The 18,621-nt window shown below is 63.3% G+C and carries 24 protein-coding genes and 1 tRNA gene; 20 read left to right on the top strand and 5 right to left on the bottom strand.

Annotated elements, in window-relative coordinates:
• Positions 1-38: 38 nt before the first annotated feature.
• The 3 genes from ACUXST_RS00785 to ACUXST_RS00775 all read left to right on the top strand — a co-directional run bounded on the left by ACUXST_RS00785 (position 39) and on the right by ACUXST_RS00775 (position 2,360).
• Entirely contained in the window at positions 39-500 is a 462-nt protein-coding gene (locus ACUXST_RS00785; RefSeq protein ID WP_458388049.1) for an arginine repressor, read from the top strand.
• 70 nt (positions 501-570) lie between these two features.
• On the top strand, positions 571-1,569 hold the full coding sequence (locus ACUXST_RS00780) for a PQQ-dependent catabolism-associated beta-propeller protein (RefSeq protein ID WP_458388048.1): 999 nt from the start codon (positions 571-573) through the stop codon (positions 1,567-1,569).
• Positions 1,566-2,360 (top strand): quinoprotein dehydrogenase-associated putative ABC transporter substrate-binding protein, encoded by a 795-nt coding sequence (locus tag ACUXST_RS00775; RefSeq protein WP_458388047.1) that lies wholly within the window; start codon positions 1,566-1,568, stop codon positions 2,358-2,360. The genes ACUXST_RS00780 and ACUXST_RS00775 overlap by 4 nt, the downstream gene beginning before the upstream one ends.
• Positions 2,361-2,369: 9 nt before the next feature.
• Here ACUXST_RS00775 and ACUXST_RS00770 read toward each other — a convergent pair whose 3' ends face one another.
• Positions 2,370-4,097 (bottom strand): cytochrome c biogenesis protein DipZ, encoded by a 1,728-nt coding sequence (locus tag ACUXST_RS00770; RefSeq protein ID WP_458388046.1) that lies wholly within the window; start codon positions 4,095-4,097, stop codon positions 2,370-2,372.
• A gap of 286 nt (positions 4,098-4,383) precedes the next feature.
• On the opposite strand from ACUXST_RS00770, the gene ACUXST_RS00765 reads away from it, so the two are divergent.
• The 6 genes from ACUXST_RS00765 to ACUXST_RS00740 all read left to right on the top strand — a co-directional run bounded on the left by ACUXST_RS00765 (position 4,384) and on the right by ACUXST_RS00740 (position 8,118).
• Entirely contained in the window at positions 4,384-5,541 is a 1,158-nt protein-coding gene (locus ACUXST_RS00765; protein WP_458388045.1) for a tyrosine-type recombinase/integrase, read from the top strand.
• Between the two features lie 814 nt (positions 5,542-6,355).
• Entirely contained in the window at positions 6,356-6,559 is a 204-nt protein-coding gene (locus ACUXST_RS00760; protein WP_458388044.1) for a helix-turn-helix transcriptional regulator, read from the top strand.
• Between the two features lie 66 nt (positions 6,560-6,625).
• The gene (locus ACUXST_RS00755) at positions 6,626-7,012 is read left to right on the top strand and encodes a hypothetical protein (RefSeq protein WP_458388043.1); all 387 of its coding nucleotides are present in this window, start codon (positions 6,626-6,628) and stop codon (positions 7,010-7,012) included.
• Complete coding sequence (locus ACUXST_RS00750) at positions 7,012-7,236, top strand: hypothetical protein (RefSeq protein WP_458388042.1); 225 nt, start codon at positions 7,012-7,014, stop codon at positions 7,234-7,236. Before ACUXST_RS00755 ends, ACUXST_RS00750 begins: the two co-directional genes overlap by 1 nt.
• Positions 7,233-7,451: a hypothetical protein gene (locus ACUXST_RS00745; RefSeq protein ID WP_458388041.1), complete on the top strand. Its 219-nt coding sequence runs from the start codon at positions 7,233-7,235 to the stop codon at positions 7,449-7,451. The genes ACUXST_RS00750 and ACUXST_RS00745 overlap by 4 nt, the downstream gene beginning before the upstream one ends.
• Positions 7,441-8,118 carry a hypothetical protein gene (locus ACUXST_RS00740; RefSeq protein ID WP_458388040.1) on the top strand — a complete coding sequence of 226 codons (678 nt, stop codon included), beginning with the start codon at positions 7,441-7,443 and terminating at the stop codon, positions 8,116-8,118. The genes ACUXST_RS00745 and ACUXST_RS00740 overlap by 11 nt, the downstream gene beginning before the upstream one ends.
• A gap of 11 nt (positions 8,119-8,129) precedes the next feature.
• Here ACUXST_RS00740 and ACUXST_RS00735 read toward each other — a convergent pair whose 3' ends face one another.
• On the bottom strand, positions 8,130-8,393 hold the full coding sequence (locus ACUXST_RS00735; RefSeq protein ID WP_458388039.1) for a hypothetical protein: 264 nt from the start codon (positions 8,391-8,393) through the stop codon (positions 8,130-8,132).
• Between the two features lie 182 nt (positions 8,394-8,575).
• On the opposite strand from ACUXST_RS00735, the gene ACUXST_RS00730 reads away from it, so the two are divergent.
• The 9 genes from ACUXST_RS00730 to ACUXST_RS00690 all read left to right on the top strand — a co-directional run bounded on the left by ACUXST_RS00730 (position 8,576) and on the right by ACUXST_RS00690 (position 13,965).
• Positions 8,576-9,004, top strand: coding sequence for a P27 family phage terminase small subunit (locus ACUXST_RS00730; RefSeq protein ID WP_458388038.1), 429 nt, complete (start codon positions 8,576-8,578; stop codon positions 9,002-9,004).
• The gene (locus ACUXST_RS00725) at positions 8,994-9,323 is read left to right on the top strand and encodes a hypothetical protein (RefSeq protein ID WP_458388037.1); all 330 of its coding nucleotides are present in this window, start codon (positions 8,994-8,996) and stop codon (positions 9,321-9,323) included. Before ACUXST_RS00730 ends, ACUXST_RS00725 begins: the two co-directional genes overlap by 11 nt.
• Complete coding sequence (locus tag ACUXST_RS00720; protein ID WP_458388036.1) at positions 9,314-9,586, top strand: hypothetical protein; 273 nt, start codon at positions 9,314-9,316, stop codon at positions 9,584-9,586. The genes ACUXST_RS00725 and ACUXST_RS00720 overlap by 10 nt, the downstream gene beginning before the upstream one ends.
• Positions 9,583-9,828 carry a hypothetical protein gene (locus tag ACUXST_RS00715; protein WP_458388035.1) on the top strand — a complete coding sequence of 82 codons (246 nt, stop codon included), beginning with the start codon at positions 9,583-9,585 and terminating at the stop codon, positions 9,826-9,828. Before ACUXST_RS00720 ends, ACUXST_RS00715 begins: the two co-directional genes overlap by 4 nt.
• 130 nt (positions 9,829-9,958) lie before the next feature.
• Complete coding sequence (locus ACUXST_RS00710) at positions 9,959-10,591, top strand: HK97 family phage prohead protease (RefSeq protein WP_458388034.1); 633 nt, start codon at positions 9,959-9,961, stop codon at positions 10,589-10,591.
• Positions 10,588-11,730 carry a phage major capsid protein gene (locus ACUXST_RS00705; protein WP_458388033.1) on the top strand — a complete coding sequence of 381 codons (1,143 nt, stop codon included), beginning with the start codon at positions 10,588-10,590 and terminating at the stop codon, positions 11,728-11,730. The genes ACUXST_RS00710 and ACUXST_RS00705 overlap by 4 nt, the downstream gene beginning before the upstream one ends.
• Positions 11,723-11,890 (top strand): hypothetical protein, encoded by a 168-nt coding sequence (locus ACUXST_RS00700; RefSeq protein ID WP_458388032.1) that lies wholly within the window; start codon positions 11,723-11,725, stop codon positions 11,888-11,890. Before ACUXST_RS00705 ends, ACUXST_RS00700 begins: the two co-directional genes overlap by 8 nt.
• Positions 11,891-13,066: 1,176 nt before the next feature.
• Positions 13,067-13,237 (top strand): hypothetical protein, encoded by a 171-nt coding sequence (locus ACUXST_RS00695; protein WP_458388031.1) that lies wholly within the window; start codon positions 13,067-13,069, stop codon positions 13,235-13,237.
• 5 nt (positions 13,238-13,242) lie between these two features.
• Positions 13,243-13,965, top strand: a complete 723-nt coding sequence (locus tag ACUXST_RS00690) for a hypothetical protein (protein WP_458388030.1) — start codon at positions 13,243-13,245, stop codon at positions 13,963-13,965.
• A 352-nt stretch (positions 13,966-14,317) separates the two neighbouring features.
• Here ACUXST_RS00690 and ACUXST_RS00685 read toward each other — a convergent pair whose 3' ends face one another.
• Both ACUXST_RS00685 and ACUXST_RS00680 read right to left on the bottom strand, forming a co-directional pair.
• Positions 14,318-15,106, bottom strand: coding sequence for a DUF4145 domain-containing protein (locus tag ACUXST_RS00685; protein WP_458388029.1), 789 nt, complete (start codon positions 15,104-15,106; stop codon positions 14,318-14,320).
• A gap of 58 nt (positions 15,107-15,164) precedes the next feature.
• Positions 15,165-15,240, bottom strand: a tRNA-Ala gene (locus tag ACUXST_RS00680).
• A gap of 224 nt (positions 15,241-15,464) precedes the next feature.
• Between ACUXST_RS00680 and ACUXST_RS00675 the strand changes: the two genes are divergently transcribed.
• Positions 15,465-16,565, top strand: coding sequence for a DUF2171 domain-containing protein (locus tag ACUXST_RS00675; protein ID WP_458388028.1), 1,101 nt, complete (start codon positions 15,465-15,467; stop codon positions 16,563-16,565).
• Positions 16,566-16,844: 279 nt separating this feature from the next.
• Here ACUXST_RS00675 and ypfJ read toward each other — a convergent pair whose 3' ends face one another.
• Positions 16,845-17,753 carry a KPN_02809 family neutral zinc metallopeptidase gene (gene ypfJ / locus ACUXST_RS00670; RefSeq protein WP_458388027.1) on the bottom strand — a complete coding sequence of 303 codons (909 nt, stop codon included), beginning with the start codon at positions 17,751-17,753 and terminating at the stop codon, positions 16,845-16,847.
• 98 nt (positions 17,754-17,851) lie between these two features.
• Here ypfJ and ACUXST_RS00665 point away from each other — a divergent pair, with 98 nt between their 5' ends.
• Positions 17,852-18,619: a 3-hydroxybutyrate dehydrogenase gene (locus tag ACUXST_RS00665; RefSeq protein WP_458388026.1), complete on the top strand. Its 768-nt coding sequence runs from the start codon at positions 17,852-17,854 to the stop codon at positions 18,617-18,619.
• Positions 18,620-18,621 lie beyond the last annotated feature (2 nt).

Raw genomic sequence — 18,621 nt, 5'->3', positions numbered from 1 at the left:
GTTTGCATATTCATGCAAGATGTTGCATAACAATTAAGATGAAGGACGTGAGAGATCTCAGGCGGGGGGCGATCGCAGAGCTGATCCGCTCGCGGGCGCCAGGCAGCCAGGAAGAGCTGGCCGAGCAGCTTGCGGGCCTTGGATTCGCCGTGACGCAGGCGACGATCTCGCGCGACCTCGAACAGCTCGGCGCCGTGAAGGTCCGCCGCGAAGGGCGTCTAAGCTACACGCTCCCCGACTCGCCACGCTCCGGCGGGTCGCAGCTGTCGTCGGTACTCCGCGACTGGGTGCGCTCGATCGCTACGGCGGGCAATCTGGTCGTCATCAAGACTCCGCCGGGTTCGGCCCACCTCGTCGGAGTTGCCCTCGACGAGTCCGCGCTTCCGGAAGTCGTGGGGACAATCTGCGGGGACGACACGGTCTTCGTCGCAGTGACTGCCGCCGCCGAAGGAGTCGTCCTGAGGGAGCGGCTGGAGGCGATGCAGTCCGGCGCCAACTGAATTCTGAACTCCTCGACCGGGTCGGCGGCACTCGCTAAGGAGCCGCCTCCCGGGAGAGAGCGTCGGCTCAATGCCATTGCCGAAGTCAGTGCGAGCGACGTTCCTGGCCGCATTCGTGTCGCTGGCCGTAACCTCCTGCACGTTCCGATCAGCGCCTTCGAACGACCGGGTGTTCGTGTCGAACGAGGGAACGAACGTCGTTTCGGTCGTGGATGGCGCAACCGGCAAGATCGAAGGCCAGCTTGCGACCGGGCCGCGGCCGCGCGGCATGGAATTGTCCGCCGACGGCAAGACTCTCTACGTCGCCGCAAGCAATGCCAACCGCATCGAAGCGTGGGACGTGGGCTCCCGCAAGCTGCGCCGCTTCTATGCATCGGGGTCGGACCCCGAACGATTTGTATTAAGCCCGGACGGCAGAACCATCTACATCGCCAGCGAAGACCATAGCGCGGTCACGTTCCTCGACGTCCCGACTGGCCGCGTTACGCGCGAGGTGAAAGTCGGGCCGGAGCCGGAGGGCGTGGGCGTTAGCCCGGACGGCAAGCTCGTCGTCGCGACCTCCGAGACAGCCAATCTAGCCCACTTCCTCGACACGGCCTCCGGTAAGCTGCTCGACAGCGTGCCAGTTGGCAGCCGGCCGCGCTTCGTTCTGTTCCTCAACGGGGGGCGCAGCGTCTGGGTCTCGTCGGAGCAACGCGGCACCATCAGCGTCTTCGACGCCGCGACGCGCCGGATCGTGCGCACGATCGACCTCAACGAAAGCTTCGACATCGACGAGCCGGTACAGGCCGTAGAAATGCGCGCCACGCACGACGAGGAGCGAGTCTTCGTGGCGATGGGGCGTTCCAACCGCGTCGCCGAGCTCGACCCGAAGACTTACACCGTCGTCCGCTGGTTCCCGACGGGCGAGCGGACGTGGGGCATCGGCCTCTCACCCGACGAGAAGCGGCTCTACGCCGCCAGCGGTCTCGGCGGCACGCTCACCATCGTCGATCTCGACCGCAACAAGGTTGAGAACACGGTGAAGCTTGGCGGCAAGCCGTGGGGCGCGATCGCGGCTCCGCGATGAGGAAGGCCATCCTGCTCGCCGCTGCCCTGTTGCTGGGCTCGTGCAGCCTGGTTCAACCCAAAGTGCTGACGGTGTGCGCCGACCCGAACAACCTGCCCTTCTCGAACAAGGCAGGCCAGGGCTTCGAGAACAAGCTCGCCGAGATGATTGCCGCCGACCTCCACGCCAGGCTCGACTACATCTGGTGGGCGCAGCGGCGCGGCTACGTGCGCAACACATTGAACGAGCGCAAGTGCGACTTCTGGCCGGGCGTCGGCAGCAATGTCGAGATGCTCGCTACCAGCCAGCCCTACTACCGATCGACCTACATGTTCGTGACGCGGGCAACCGCGCCACTGACCGGACTGACGCTCGACGACCCGCGGCTCAAACACTTGAAGATCGGCGTGCAGATGGTCGGCAATGACGGCATCAACACGCCGCCTGCGCATGCCCTCGCCCGGCGCGGCATGGCCGACAACATCCGCGGGTACATGCTTTACGGCGATTACGCGAAGCCCAACCCGCCCGCCGAGATCGTCCAGGCCGTGGAGCGGGACGACGTGGACGTTGCGCTCGTCTGGGGACCGCTCGCCGGCTATTTCGCCGCCCAGTCCAGGGTGCCGCTACGTTTGGAGCCGGTCACCCCGTGGCTCGACGACATGCAGTGGCCGATGCAGTTCGATATCTCCGTCGGAGTGCAGAAGACCAATCAGCCGCTTCTAAAGGACGTCGATCGCGTGCTGAGGCGGCGGCGTGGCGACATCCAGCGACTGCTTGCCAGTTACCACGTGCCGTTGGTTCAGCAGTGACTGGAGCCCTTAGCCGAAGGTGAAGGAAAAGGCGTCGACGCCCGGGTCGAGAAACGCGATGGTGAACGTCCGGTCGGCAACAGAGCCCTTCTGCCGCACGAGCTGATAGAGCCTTTGGCCGGTCACCTGGCCGCTACCGTCAGCCCGCACGTCCATCCCTGCATCCGCGCCTGGAGCCTTCCCGTCGATCAGGATCCTGAAGCGGATCGGCTTGCCCGTTGAGGAGCCGAGCACGACGTGGAGGTCGCGAGAATGGAAGCGGAAATCGATCTTCGCTCCGGCTGCGAGCGAACGGGCGCTTTGCCGCTGATCGGTCCACCGTCCCTGCAGGTCCCACTGGTTCAGCGACAGCGGCGCCGGCCCGTAATCTTTTGGTTTGTCGTGGACGAGCCCGCCCGGAGATACGAACCGCTCCGCGCGATAATAGCCGATGTAGGTTTCAGGTGAGCGGATCTCTCCGGAAGCCGCCGCTTCCGTCCCGCCTGCTCTCACGGAGGTTGTGGAGCCGCCAGGCGCGTGGCCCGCTTCGGCAAGCAGTTGCCGGATCACCCGCTCAGAGAGCTCGTACTCGCCCTCGCCATGATGCTGGTAGCGGATGCGACCTTGAGCATCGACGAAGTAGTGCGCGGGCCAATAGTGGTTCTTGAGGGCGTTCCAAAGGATGTAGCGATTATCCAGCGCGACAGGGTAGCGGATGCCCAGATCGGCCACGGCCCTTTTCACATTCGCGGGGTCGCGCTCGAAGGCGAACTCCGGCGCGTGCACGCCGATGATGACCAGCCCGTCCTTGCGATACCGCTCGTCCCAGGCTTTCAGATAGGGCAGCGTACGCAGGCAGTTGATGCAGCTGTAGGTCCAGAAGTCGATCAACACGACCTTGCCGCGCAGCTGTTCTCGACTGAGCGGGGGGCTGTTGATCCAGGGGCCCAGCCCTTCAAGCGACGCCAGCTCTCCCCGCGCGGGAAGCACCAGGCGGCCGTTGCGGTCGGTGGTGGGCCCGGTCTCGGCCATGTCGTTGCCAAGGCCGAGCCTGCTGGCGAGTCCCCTCTCGAGCCCGGCAGTCTGAGCCGTCGAAAACTGGGCTAGCACCCGAGTGTCGAGACCGAGAGCGATGACGGCGACACCAATGAGCACCAGCAGCCCCAGCCCCTGGCGGATGCGCTCGCTGGTCCCGAGCGACCGCTTCATGCGCGCGAACAGCTTGCCGCCGACGAGAAGCGCCAAGGCGAGCGACGTTGCGGCCCCGAGGGCGTAGGCGAGCAGCAGCAGCGTCGTGTTGAAGCTGGCTCCCTTGATGGCGGCCGTCGTGAAGATGATACCGAGGATCGGGCCCGCGCACGGCGCCCACAGCAAACCGGTGGCAACGCCGAGAACTGCGGACGACCAGATGCTCTCCTGCTCGCTTTGGGAGCGTTCGGACAAGCGCGAGCCAAGGGCCACCAGCGGGCGGGTCAGCCGATCGGAAAGGGCCGGGAACAGCAAGGCCAACCCGAACAGCGCCAGTAGCACCAGCGCCGCAGTGCGGCCCACTCCGTTCACCCGCACCGCCCAGCCGCCACCAACGGCGGCAAGCGTCGCAACAATTGCGAACGTCAGCGCCATCCCGATCAGCATCGGCAGGGTGCTCCGCGCGAAGCTGCGTCCCGCGCGTGCAAACACAAAGGGCAGCACGGGCAGAATGCACGGACTGAGAATGGTAAGAACGCCGCCGAGATAGGCGAGAAGGATGATCAGCATAGGCGCGTGTACATCCGTTCCGCGAATGTAACCAATGCTGAACGGGCCGCGTGGCTCAGCGCAAGAGAACCCGGGTTACGACATCAATGAGGCTGGTGGAGCTGAGGGGAATCGAACCCCTGACCTCTGCAGTGCGATTGCCGAGGATTGACGTTCCGCGACGTGCCGTAACGGAGGAGATCGGCACTTTTCCGCGCCCAGAACATGCCCCAAAATCCCACTATGCTTTCCGTACAAATTACGTACAATGCGTTTCTGCAGTCGAACTGCAGAGGCGGAGGCGGGCATGACGGACCTGAGCAGAGTGAAGGATCGCGAGGCACTGAAACTTCAGCGCGAGCCTCACTGGCAGCGGCTGCGGCCCGGTGCGTTCCTGGGCTATCGCCCGTCCGCTAGAGGCGGCGCCGGAACCTGGATCGCCCGCGCCTATGACGAAGCGGAGCGCGCCTATCGCATGAAGGCGCTCGGCAGCTTCGGGGACACTCCAGCCAACGGCCGCTTCGCCCTTGCGAAGTCAGAGGCCGAAGCGTTCGCTCTTGAAGTTGAGCGCGGCAGCATCGCGGAAGAGAAGATCGAGACGGTGGGGGATGCTTGCCGGCGCTTCGCTGAGTCGAGCAAGGAAGCTGCAGCGCGCTTCAGGCGGTATGTTTATGCAGACCCTATCGCCAAGGTGAAGCTGGCGAAGCTCCGACGTACCCAAGTAAAAGCTTGGCGGGATCGGCTGGAGGCTACCCCTGCCCTCGTCACCCGCAGGAAGGAAGGCGAGCAAGTAACCCGCGCCCGCTCCCCTGCCACCCTCAATCGGGACATGGCGGTGTTCAGGACGGCGCTGGGCAAGGTTCTGGCACTTGGAGCACCGAACACCGAGGCGGCGTGGCAGGAGCCTCTCAGACCCGTTAAGAACGCCGTGAAGCGCCGCACCCTCTACCTCGACCGCGACCAGCGCCGCCTGCTGCTCCAGCACGTCTCTGAGGATGCCAGGCCGCTAGTTCGGGCGCTTTGCCTGCTCCCGCTTCGTCCTGGGGCTGTTGCCGCCCTGAACGCTGGTGACTTCGACAAACGGACGCGCGAGTTGACCATCGGCACGGACAAGGCGGGAAATGGCCGACGCATCCTGTTACCGGTGGACGCTGCGGAACTGTTCACGGTGCAGGCGAAAGACAAGTTGCCTGCCGCGCCATTGTTTGCGCGTGCGAACGGCAAGCGGTGGGACAAAGAAACTTGGAAGCACCCGATCGCAGCCGCTGCCAAGGATGCGGAACTGCCCCAAGGCACGACCGCGTACACGTTGCGGCACAGCACGATCACGGATCTTGTGACGGCAGGATTGCCGTTGCTCACAGTCGCTCAAATCAGCGGGACTAGCGCCGAGATGATCGAGCGACATTACGGGCACTTAGGACGTCATGCGGCGACTGACGCGCTTGCAGGGCTGGCGCTGTGACAGCTGAGGATTGGGGCCTACCAGACTGGACTGAGTCAAGCGCCTATCCACCATCCGTGAGCCTCACAAAGCGCCAATGGTGGTGGCAGTTTACTCGTCGCAATCCCGACTATCGCAAGCTCTGGCTTGAGGCGTGCGCCTTACGTGAACCACATCAGACGATGGGGACAGACGGGCGCTGGTATGGCCCTCGAATGCAGTACGCGGGCGACGCCAAGGCCATCGAAACGCTGCGAGTGCAATTCCGCCTACCGAAGCTCCTCGATCCAGCGTGTGATTTCTCCGACAGCATCTTGATGACCTTGATGGAGCCGACGGGCGGCATTCATCATCTACCTAGGTCCGGCGCTGTGGACCGCGCGAGACGCAGGATCGAGAGAGGCGAAGACATTAACCGACTGAGAGACGAATACGCGGATTGCGAGGAAATACGGATGTCTGCCGGACTCGTGAATTATGAATTTGATTTGAGAAAGCCGCTTCCCGCACAGATGAAGAAAGCCGAGGAGCATCTGCGGAACGTGCAAGCGGCCACGCGCGGTCGACAGAAATGGAAGCCTGAGCCGGGGAATTGGTCTTCCTATCTGCGCGTTTTAGACGCCCGTGATGCAAAGGCTTCGTGGTCCACGATCGGGCGGACCTTGTGGCCCAACGAGGTTGGGGATCTAGTGGGGCGGGCACGGATGCACCACGCGGGAGCATGCCGCGTGCGAGATCGCTTTCCCTTGTAGCGACAACCCACCGTCAATTGTTCAATCCCGTCCCGTAGAGCCCCCGCATATCCCTAGCCATTCCAGAATATGGAGTGGCCGAGATGAAGCTAATCCGACTTCCTGAAGCGCTAGCGAAGACCGGTCTCACCCGAACACGCGCTTACGTACTCATTGCCAAAAATGACTTTCCCCAACCGGTGAAAATCGGCGGCGTTGGAGGTCGCGCAATCGCCTTCCCGGAAGCCGAAGTGGACGCCTGGATCGAAGCTCGCATGTCCGAGCGCGAAACCGCGGCCGCAGCCTGAAAACGAAAACGGCCGAGCAGAGGAGTGGAAGTCCCCTGCCCGGCCTTGCACTTGATTGGAACCAAGATGCTCGACGAATTTACCGTGTTAGACGGTGATCTCGCAACTGTTCTCTCGCGCCTGAATCGCCGCAAGCTCGAAACCTTCGCGGCTGTCGCCGTCGACCTGTTGGATTTCTTTGACGGGCCGGCAGACCCCGATGTGCCGGACTTCTCGACAGCATGTGACGGGCTCGCTGGCTGCCCCGTAGACGCGGAGCCGGACGACGACGCGCTCGACGGCGCTTGGGTAGAACGCCTCGATCAATCGACAGCGCCGCTGCCGCGCGCGGTGAATGCAGGTTGGCTGACCGGCATTCCTGAGGATGTCGAGGACGACAACCCGGCTGAAGACGACGATCCAGACCATGGCATCGAAGACCTACCGCAAGACCCCGATGAGGACGGCTACTGATGGCCGACATTCTTGCCTTCACCGGCGGCAGACCGGAAGTCCGCCTGAACCGCGACGGCAATCATTGGGAGCTGACCGTCTGCCCGCCCCAGCGCAACGCACCAACGCTTGTTCGCTTCCTCGAGCAGCATGAGGCGGTCGCCCGGGGACTGACGCTAGCGACCGAGCACGGCTGGCGCTTCAGATGCTGGGAATGGCTTCGCGACGGCGGGAGTGCGGCATGATGCAGGCTCCCAAGTTCCTGATCGGCAAGCACCCGAACCGCGGGCTGCTCTGGGCCGCCGTTGACCCAAACGCACGGTTCACAGGCTCCGAACTCGGCGAGACACGCTTCGCAGGCTACCTCCGGCCATACTGCGACGAGCAGAGCGCCAGAGACGCCCTCACCGCCGCTGGAGCCACCAACATCGAAGCCGAGCAGCGGCGCCGTGGCCGGTAAGCGCAAGCAAGCCGACCATCGAGCGGACACTCGCGGACAGGCCTGGAGCGGCCTGCCACATGTCGTTGCGGACTCGCCGGCGTATCTGTCGCTCTCGCCGTTCGAGCGGGCCGTGCTCGGCGAAATCTTGCGGGAGTTCAAAGGCTACAACAACGGCGAGATCGTCATAAGCTACGAGCGCATCGGCGAGCGCTTGAAAGGCTCGAACAGCTGTCGGCCCAACAACTCACGCATCGCGCGCGCAGTCGCCGCACTGCACGAACGGGGACTGATTGACGAGCCGACGCCGCACTCGTGGCTGCAGCGTAAGGCGCGGGAATACCGACTGACGTTCATCAGTTCGGGGAAGGCACCGCCCTTCAAGTCCCCGACGAATGAGTATTTGAAATGGTCGCGCCGAGTAAAAAACAACGGTGACGCAGGATCACCAGAGAGCCCCCCATCTGGTGACGCACAATCACCAGAGGCAATCGACGCTGGTGACGCAGGATCACCAGCCAATCTGAAAAATGGCGGTTTTGCGTCGTCAGGTTCTCAGGTTCCTGGTGACGCAGGATCACTGCTTATATGTAAGCCATACCCCCACCCGTTTCAGGGAGGGTGCGAACCGCTCCAATCTACCCCTTATTCTGCGGGCGGCACACTCGCGGCGGACAGAGCCGCATGACGTTGGTGTCGTTACAAATCGCTCCCGCGGATCGTCACGGTGTCGGCTGCTCGATCGCTTGGATCGATCTTCCGATTGGCGGCAGCAATGACGAGCGCGAGATTGTCGCGCACGAATGCACAGCGCTGCTCGGCCGTGACTGCCGCGGACTGGTCCGGAGTGAGCGAAAGATACGTGTCGATCGCCTGTCTGGTGACTGCGATCTTGCGGCTTTCGCCGGCAATCCACGCTTCAAACTCGGTGTACTCGCCGTGGGTCCAGACTCCCTCACGCATCGCTCGGCTCCGTCAGTGGCGCGGCCCCCTAGCAGTCGCGGCGGCCTGACGCGACGGCAGATTGAGCGCCCTCGGGGGCGGCCCAGTGGAAGTCTACAACAATTTCAACGGACACCGGCACCATCCCACAATTCGCATACGCGCTGCCCCCGTTCATCCCGCGCGCACGAAGGAACATCAGAATGACCAAACCCGGACGCCCATCGGCGGCTTCGCTGGCTGTTGTCGCGCCTAAGCCGGTCGCACAGTTCGCGGAATCCCAACATTTGCGAGAGGCGCCGGCCCATCTGAGCGCCGATGCCGCCGCCTGGTGGCGATCGGTCGTGCAGGACTATGATTTGGAGCCGCACCACCTGCATCTGCTGCAAGCGGCAGCGGAAGCATGGGACCGGATGCAGCAGGCGCGGCGATCGCTAGCCGATCACGGTTCGCTCACCTTCACCGACAGCAGCGGCAACTTGAAGGCGCACCCTGCCGAAGCGATCGAGCGCAACGCGCGGACTGCATTCGCCCGCCTGGTCCGCGAGCTCGACTTGGACGCTGGCGCACCCGCCGAGCGCAGCCGCCCGCCAGCACTGCAGAGCAACAGGAGATCAAGTCATGCCGGTTAAGCGGAGGCTCGCGAAGGCGCGCCGGGAACTCGATAGTGCGTCCGACCTTCAGGACCTGTTCTACGGCCCTGGAACCTGCCTGTTCAATGGCGAGGGCTATCTAGGCCCCCACGGCGACGGGCGGTGGCGTGGCAAGCCGGACCACGTGAAGGCGCAAGTTCTCGCGGCGATGCGCTGCGATTGGGAGCGCCACAACGCGACGGTCATGCAGGCATGGCACGATCGCACGGAGCACGAGCTCTACATCGCTCGGCAGTATCACGGCGATCCAGCGCAGCCGTGGGCGCTCAGGCAGTTCGGAGATCCGTCATGCCAGTGAAGCGCCGCCTGCCGAAGACCAAGGTTCAGACCTTGCCGCTGCACCTCGTCTCAACCGCCGAGCGGCTGATTCAGCTTCTCGATGATCATTGCGCCGCGGCCGCTGGCGACGACCAGTCATTCTACTCGGACGGCCGCCACGAGGAGCTGTGCGGCCTCTTGCCCACCATCAACGCGGCACTGGGGATCAAGCCTTGGGACGATGATCCTGATGCAGTCATTCGCAATGCCGTCGACGCCGCAAAGGAAAGGAGCGCCCGATGACCGAGAAGTGGCACGAACACGAGCCGACCGACGAACAAGTTGCGCAGACCAAGCGGGTCGAAACCGCGCTCTGCAACGAGATCAACTTGCTCGCGCGCGAAGGCATTCCCGTCGCCTGCATCCTGAGTGGGCTAGGCGTCACCGTCGCCGACCTGTTGACGTGCCGTGCCGGCCCTGAGTCCGTGGCGCCCTGGTTCGCAGCTCAAGCCGAGATGCTGGCGCGCATAATCAAACCCTCTTGAGCCAATCGCGGTATTATGCTACCAACGTCCCGTTGACCGCGCATCTAATGCGCCAAGTCGCCCGATCTTCCCGCATCTAATGCGCCGATCGGCTGAATGGGACGAAGCTCCCGACAGTCGAGGTGTGTGCATGGAATACGCGGGCTCCGCATTCGAGATTAAGCAACTGGACGACGCCGGCCGCATCGAGGGCCTGGCGGCGGCTTTCGGCAACATCGATCACGGCGGCGACAAGATGCTGTTCGGTAGCGTCACGAAGACGCTTGCCGAGCGCGGCAACCGTCCCCTCCCGATGCTCCTCCACCACGACATTCGGCGCCCGATCGGTGCGTGGAAAGAGTGGAATGAGACCGCAGACGGGCTCTACGTCAAAGGCTCGATCACGCTTCAGTCGCGCGACGGGCAAGAGGCCCACGCGCTCGCCAAGGATGAGGCGCTTACCGGCATCAGCATCGGCTACGTTCCGCAGCGCAAGAGCTTCGCAGGGGGCGCACGAGTGCTCGAAGCCGTCGATTTGCACGAAGCTTCGCTAGTGGCGGTCCCGATGAACGAGCGGACGCGAATCAGCGCCGTGAAAAGCATTACCCGCGCTCAGGACATCCGCGAGCTTTTGCAGGAGGCCGGCGTCCCCCGTGACCGCGCCAACGAAGCGGCTGGCCTGGCCTGGAAAGCAATCAACGAGACTGACGAGCTCGACGCAGAAACCGTCGCCCTACTCAAATCATCTGCCGCGCGAATTGCGGCCATTGGAGAACGCAAATGAACGCAATCACGAAGGACTTCACCGACGCCGTAGAGCGACAGTTCGCAGAACTCAGCAAGGACGTTCAAGCGGCATTGCTTGAGGCGAAGACCGCTCAAGCCATCATTGGCGAGGTTGAGCAGAAAATGGCCAGCGCGCGCGTCTATGGCGGCGGCGGTGAGATGGAAGCGAAGAGCTGGGGCGAGCAGTTCGTTGAGTCCCCCGCACTCAAGGAGTTTGCCGAGCACACTTCCCGCCCGGCTCGCTTCCGCATGGACGTGAAGACGACCGTGACGACCGGCAGCACGTCTGGCGGCCCGATCGGCGGACAGGCGTACCGCGACGGCGTTGTCATCACGCCGCAGCGCCGTCTGCGCATCCGTGACCTGCTGCCCACGGTCGGCATCAGCACGGGCAGCATCGAATACCCTAAGCAGACGACCCGCACGAACAGCGCCAACACGGTCGCAGAAGGCGCCGCCAAGCCTGAGAGCGCTTACGGCTTCACCATGCAGACGGCCTCGCCCAAGGTCATCGCGCACTGGGTTCCTGCCTCGCGTCAGATCCTTGACGATGCTCCGCAGCTGAAAGGCATCATCGACAGCGAGCTTCTGTTCGGCATGGCGCTGAAGGAAGACGCGCAGTTGCTTGCTGGCGACGGCACTGGCGAGAACCTGTCAGGCCTCATCACCAACGCCACGGCATTCTCGGCACCGATCACGATCACCAGCCCCACGATGATCGACAACATCGGGCTGGCCATGCTGCAGACCACGCTGGCCGATTACACGCCGACCGGCATTGTCATGCACCCGAGCGACTGGATGCGGATCACGCTGCTGAAGGACAGCGCCGGGATGTATCTGGTTGGCGACCCGGTGAAGGGCGGCGTCGTGACCTATAACGGCGCCCCGAGCGCTCCCATGCTGTTCGGCGTCCCCGTTGTGACGACTACCAGCATCACGATCGACAAGTTCGTGGTTGGTGACTTCCAAGCAGCGGCCACGCTCTATGACCGCTGGGCGCCGCGCGTCGAAGTGTCGACCGAGCATGATGACTTCTTCACCCGCAACCTCGTCGCGATCCTCTGCGAAGAGCGGATTGCGCTCGCGGTGAAGCAAGCCGGCGCGCTCACCTATGGGGATTTTGGCAATGTCTAAGCTCGCCGTTCGCACCATCCGCCCGCACGACACGACTGATGGCATGAAGCACCCCGGCGACGTTTACGATCGCACGCAAGCGGACGCTGACAAGCTCTCAAGCGCCGGGATCGTCGAGATTGCCAGCGCTCCTGCCAAGCGAGTGGCCAAGCGCAAGTGAACGGGATTGGGGAGCAATCATCGCCCTGGGAGGGGCCGAATGACCCCATAGGGGCGGCGGAGGGTCCATCCTGCCTTTCGTCGCCCCGCACCGGCCGCAATGAGGCACAGGGAGCGGCGGCAAGGGACAGGACCTCACCGCCGCTTCACCCGACGCCACACACGCAGGTTCCCCCGCGTCACCAGCGCGGCCCTACAAACAACACTTCCACGCTTCCCGTCGAGACCGCGCTGGCGGCGTGTGCCGAGCTGACACAGGCGACGTCGTCCGGTTCCGGCCGCAACGGGCGCCCCATCCTTAAGCTCAAGCTGAAGGAATACCCTGGTCAGAACGCGGTGGACGACTGTGCAGCCTGAGCGCGTCGCGGACCTTAGGCACCCGCCTGTCGTAGGCAGAACGTACCTCGTCCCCGTGGTGAACTATCGACTGGTGCAAGCCCCATACTTTCACGATCGAGACTGGCCCGTTATCCGACCGCGGCACAACGACGCCGCGCTCGGCTTCGATGTCTATCACCTTCATATCGACGCCCGCTTTCTCTCGCCCGATCAAGACTTGCTCGCGCGCCAGTTGGGCTCAGCAGCATTACGCTGCCGTCCCGAGCTATATCTGGCGGATGCGGATTGGCTGGGAGGCTTCGCGGGCGACGTTCAGTTTGTGGAGGCACCCTGGTTTCCTCCTCTACCGAAGCCTGAAGTGCGCGAGCGAGTTTGCATCCGTAGCGACTTCGCACCCGCGGTCGATCTGACGCCCAGCAGGTTTGCACCCATCCAAAAACACGAGACGATTAGCCGCGTGAACGGCAAGCTCATTTGCCCGCACATGAAGGCGGACATTAGCTCTTACCCCGTGCGCGACGGCTCCGTTCGGTGTCCTCTCCATGGGCTTCGGTTAAGAGTTGCTGGTGAGGAGGGGCACGCTTGAACACCTTCAAGGCCTTTATGCGCCCTCGCACCAACCGCGGGCCTGCTGCGGCTGTTTCGGCTGAATTAGGCCGCGGATGGATCAAACGCCTGCTATTCGAGCGGCACGTGCTTCGATCCTGAACTTGGCAAATTTGCTAAGTGGCAGTTGGCGCAATCACCAACTTGGACGCTTGAAATCCCCATTGGCTCGGCGCAAATACCTTTTGTCAACGTTATCACTTGTAGCGTTGGCAATGCCACGGAGGGCAAGATGCGAGTAACCTCAGACGAGAAGCTAGCGAAAGCCTCCGAACTCCGCCGTGGAGGCAAGAGCTGGCTAGAACTCTCTAAGTCACAGAACGGAAAGAGCGCCGGTCTGGAGTTCTTCCGCAGCAGCAAGCAGCAGTCGAAGGACGGCACGAAGAAGGCGATGGTCGGCTGAGCTAGGTGCTCACGCCGGGGATATTTCTCTTCTTTCTTGTTCCGGGCTTACTGGCCTACTGCGCCCTTTACGGGCTGTTCCATAGCGGCAAGGCAATCGCGCCGGAGCCCCCCGCGGCCCATTCGGTGGAAGCGGTCACTGTCATCCTACTCGCAGCCGTGGCGGTGCACGTCGCCAGTGCTGTGTTGATCGCCATCAACAGCGCCATCTGCTACCGCATCGGTTCACTCGTATCGGTGCCCATGGAGCCAGACATCTATGTCACGGCGTCCAAAGCCATGTCGGCCAAACAGATCTCCGCGGACGAGCTTGTCGAGCTTCTCGGGGCTTCGCTCGCTCAAGGCATCTTGGCCGTCGCAGGTATCAGAGCTTGGCTCTCCAATCGTGCTCGGAAGGACAAGCTGCCAGCCTGGATATATGGCTGGGCCACATCGCTCGCAAATAGCGTCGATAACGATGACACCCTGGTGCTAGCGTATGTGCTCACAGCCCTCGAAGCGGATGGTAAGCCGGTCCTCTACGTTGGAACACTCTATGACATGGCTCTCAAGCCTGACGGAGCCGTGAGCCGGATTACATTGTATGACTGCGAGCGGTACGTCGCTGACCTCAGCGCGCCGTTATCATCTCCGACGTTGCCGGTCCCACTTTCAAGCTTTCCGTTCATGATCGTTGAGGCGGAGAACATACGGAACATCGCTTTCGATGTTGTCTCCCTCGCTCCTTAGGCTTCGCTGTTCACGAATCGTTCTCACCCGCCTAAGCGCCGGCGATGTCCACAAAGCACGTCCGCACGACTGGCGATCTGGTGCGCTTCGGCTGCAGCCTCAGGGTCGATTGTGGCAACTGCGCAGCGGCGAGGACTATCACCGGCCCTGAAGCCGTGGTGGCGTTCGGCTTAATCCCACTAAGGCAGTCTCAGGAGCGGCTGAGGTGCTCCCGTTGCGGTCACAAACAGGCGCGGGTTGTGGTGCTGGATCCTGTTTAGTTTCAGCACTCTGTCTTCTGACACATGGCTCGTTCTGCTGTTACGCTCTATCGAGCCAACCAAGAGAAGAAGGTTGAACGCCAACCCGTCCTTCAGCCTTGCGGTTGAGCGGCATCCGGTCGCGCAGCCCTAAGGGCCGCGCGCCTTTCGTCTCGACGACGCTCTGCCAATTGAAGCCGTTCCGGCTCAGTGTACTGCCGCTCGAACAACGCCGTAGCGAAATCCAGCAGGTCGGCGGCGTCAACCTCAGCCAGCGACCCATCGTGCGCTCCGTCGTTCCCATCCTGACGCACGTTATGCGCCAAGCTCGCAAGCGAGGATGCAATTGCGCCTTGCTCAATTAACCAATCGAGGCGGTCGGCCAGATTATATCGCTGTCGCTTATTCGGCTGGGCAATGTTGCTGACGGCGGGGTCAGGGAGGAGCGGCTTAGTTGCGAGATCTAGCGAGAGCCTGAACATCGCCGCTGCCGCGTTGTGGCACCCGATTGTCATGCACCTAGCGCCTTCGCGGAAAGCAGCTTCCACATCCGCGGGGAGGAACTCGGGAGGTTCCGCAGCGCCCATTAGGTCAGCTACAGCTAAGAACCTAATAACTGAGAACGTCGGCTGGATATCTCCGTCAATCTGAACGACCGTCTGATGTGACGTGAAGGCCCCCTTCCGGCCCACGTCCCGCAAGCTGACGAGAAGAACGGAGAGCCGTATGCATCGCCGGCATCTGACCGCCAGCTCATGATGCGACTGCCACTCGTAAGAAGTACCGGTGAAAACATCGGCGAGTACTTCGAAGGTCATCTGATTTGCCCCGCAGCGGGGACAATCCGCCACGACCGTGGGCGGCGCCTTGTCGTTCACATCTGTTAAGGCGTACCTAGTCACCTTTTCGTATCTTCTCCGTACGACCGCTGCCCAGCAACAGCTAAGTCTTTGATTTGGCTGGTGGAGCTGAGGGGAATCGAACCCCTGACCTCTGCAGTGCGATTGCAGCGCTCTCCCATCTGAGCTACAGCCCCGCGCCTCCAGCGTGTCCCTTGCGCCGATAGGAGCGGGCGCCGGGAGAGCGGCTCACTAGCCGCGAAATCGCACCCTTGCAATCGCCTGTCCTGCAAGCGTTTCGCCCTGTCGCTTTGACTCGCTCAAAGCGGCTGCCTGGCGGAACGGCCGTTAGCCGCCGTTCGTTTTTACTCCAGCATCGACCCCCTGCTGCGGGGGCAGCTTCAACACACTGGAGGACCATATGGCATACGACCGCTACGACACGCGCGACGAGCATCCGCGCTGGCGCGAAAGCCGGGACCGCCCGCATCAGTCTGGCCGCGGGGAAGACAAGGGCTTCTTCGAGCGCGCCGGTGAGGAAATTGCTTCCTGGTTCGGCGACGACCACTCTGACCGTGGCCGCGGGCGCCATCCCCGCATGGGCGGCGACGACCGTCATGACCATGACCGCGACCAGCGCGGCTGGGGCGAGCGCAGGCCGACCGAAGGCCGCGAGTACGACCGCGGCTACGGACGTGACGCCGGCCGCGACCGCGGACCGGGCTTCGGCGAGCGAACCGGCCGTTCGGATTACAACGAGCGCTACCAGGGGACGGGCTGGCCTTCGAGCGAGCGCGACTACAACTCCTCGTGGCGAGACGAGCTCAGCAGCTCGCGTGATGAGCAGCGCCATCGCAGCGGCGGCGGCCATCGCGACCACGGCTATCGTCCGATGACCGGCGACTACGGCCGTTCAGAGCGGATGTTCGGCGGAGGCAGCAGCCAGGGCCCTGGCAATCGGGACCGTGGCGATGACCGTCACGACGACCGCAGCAACTGGGGCCGCGACGACTATCGCAGCACCAGCCGGGCCGGCACTCGTGACCAGTCGGACCGTTCGCGCGACTTCGACCCGCATTACAATTCATGGCGCGACCAGCACATGAGCGAGCTCGACCGCGACTATCATGACTACCGGCGGGAGAATCAGTCACGGTTCGAGAACGACTTCTCGAACTGGCGTGAACGCCGGACCCAGAAGCGCGGCCTGCTCGGCCAGATCCGCGAGCACATGGAAGTGGTCGGCAGCGACGACGAGCATGTCGGGACAGTCGACAAGATCGCCGGTGACCGCATCATCCTGACCAAGTCGGATCCGGAGAGCGGCGGCGCTCACCACTCCATCAGCTGCTCGCACGTCGAGCGCATCGACGGTGATCGCGTTGTCCTGGAATGCTCGGCCGACAAGGCGCGCCATCACTGGCGCGACGAGACCCGCAGCCGCGCGCTGTTCGAGCGCGAGGACCAGGGCGAGATGGGCAACCATGTGCTGAATCGCAGCTTCGAGGGCACCTACCGATAAGCCCTCGGACGGATTGCCTCTCCTGGTGAGAGGCAGCCGGCCCGGTTGCTACCAGACCGGGCCAAGACCAGGCCCGGCCGTGTCCTCCCCTGCACGGCCGGGCCTTTCGCGTGGAGTTTGGACCTGCCCTGCCCTGCAGGCCTGTCTTGTCGTCCAGGGTCGCCGATCAGCGGGGCGCAATTCTATCCTTCACGATGCACGTGGGGCGCAGATCTTTGTTATCTGCTGTCTCCGGCTTGAGCGCATCGCGTAGTCACCGTCTCCGGTGCGACGCTGCGATCAGAAGGTGCAGACGTCCATGTTCCCGCTCTGGAACCCGCGCTGCAGCGCCGCCATGCGCTGAGCCGACGTGCCGTGCGTGAAGCTGTCGGGAACGACGCGGCCCTGCGCCTGCCGCTGAAGTGTGTCGTCGCCGATTGCTTCCGCAGCCCGCATACCTTCTTCGAAGTCGCCGGGCTCCATCACCGGCCGACCCTGCGGGTCGCGAGCGTTGGCCGCCCAGACGCCCGCGTAGCAATCGGCCTGAAGCTCAACCTTGACCTGCGTCGCGTTGCCGGCCGTCTCGCTTTCGCGCGCCTGAAGATCGTGGGCCTTGCCCAGCGTTCCGGTTAGATCCTGAACGTGGTGCCCGACCTCGTGGGCGACGACGTAAGCCATGGCGAAGTCGCCGGGCGCCTGAAAGCGCTGCGACAGCTCCGAGAAAAACTCCGAGTCCAGGTAGATGCCGTTGTCATTCGGACAGTAGAACGGACCCATGGCCGACTGGGCGGCGCCGCAGCCCGATTGATCCGCTTCCGAGAAGAAGTGAAGCTTGGGCGCGGTCTGCAGATAGCTGATGCCCTTGGGCTGAAGCAGCTTGGACCAGGTGTCCTCCGTCGACGCGAGAACCTGCAACGTGAAGTGACGAGTCGTCGGGTCGACGCTTCCCTGCCCTTGGCTTGAACTGACTTGCGACTGTGGCGTGAGGCTCCCTGTGCCAGTGCCGCCGCCCCCGAGGCCCCCAAGCGAGCTCAACAGGAAGTAGCCAATAACGAGGACAACGACGCCGCCAAGCCCGAACCGGCTGGCAATCAGCGGGAGCAGGCAGCCCAGGCCGCCGCCGCCGAAGCCGCCGCCACCGAAGCCGCCGCCGCTACCGCGGCCGTCATCGACCCAATTGCTGCTTTCCCGTCCATCACCGAACCGCATGGCGCCCTCCTGTCGTCAGGCCCAATGCTTGAACTTCTCCGACGGTTGCAAACGCGTCCCCGCCGGCGCTAGCGCCACGCAAGGATCAGGAGAGAAGAATGAAGCTTGAAGGCAAAGTCGCGCTGGTCACGGGATCAACGTCGGGGATCGGCCTGGCGATCGCCAGGGCGCTCGCGGCGCAAGGCGCCAAGCTGATGATCAACGGTTTCGGCGAGCCTGCCGAGATCGAACGCGAGTGCAGCGAACTTGGTGCGATCCACGACGGCGCCGACATGTCGGATGTTCAGGCCATCGAACGGATGATGGGCCGCTGCGCCAACGAACTCGGTGGACCCGACATCCTCGTCAACAATGCCGGCATCCAGCATGTCTCACCTATTGAAAACTTCCCGATCGACAAGTGGAACGCGATCATTGCAATCAATCTTTCGGCGGTGTTCCACACGACCCGGATCGCGCTTCCGGCGATGAAGCAGAAGGGCTGGGGCCGGATCATCAACACGGCTTCGGCGCACAGCTTGGTCGCGTCGCCGAACAAGTCCGCGTACGTTGCAGCCAAGCACGGCGTGGCTGGCTTCACCAAGACTGCGGCGCTCGAGGCGGCGCGCGACGGGGTTACGGTCAATTGCATCTCGCCCGGTTACGTCTGGACGCCGCTGGTCGAGAGGCAGATCCCGGACACGATGAAGACGCGCGGCCTCACCCGCGAGCAGGTCATGAACGATGTCCTGCTCGCAGCGCAGCCTACCAAGCGCTTCGTCACGCCGGAGGAGGTCGGGGAACTCGCAGTCTTCTTGTGCAGCGAGGGGGCTCGCTCAATCACGGGCGCGAACCTCAGCATGGACGGAGGATGGACCGCGGCTTAGGC

Source organism: Sphingomonas sp. F9_3S_D5_B_2, assembly GCF_054263715.1.
This window is presented reverse-complemented; position numbering and strand designations above follow the sequence as displayed.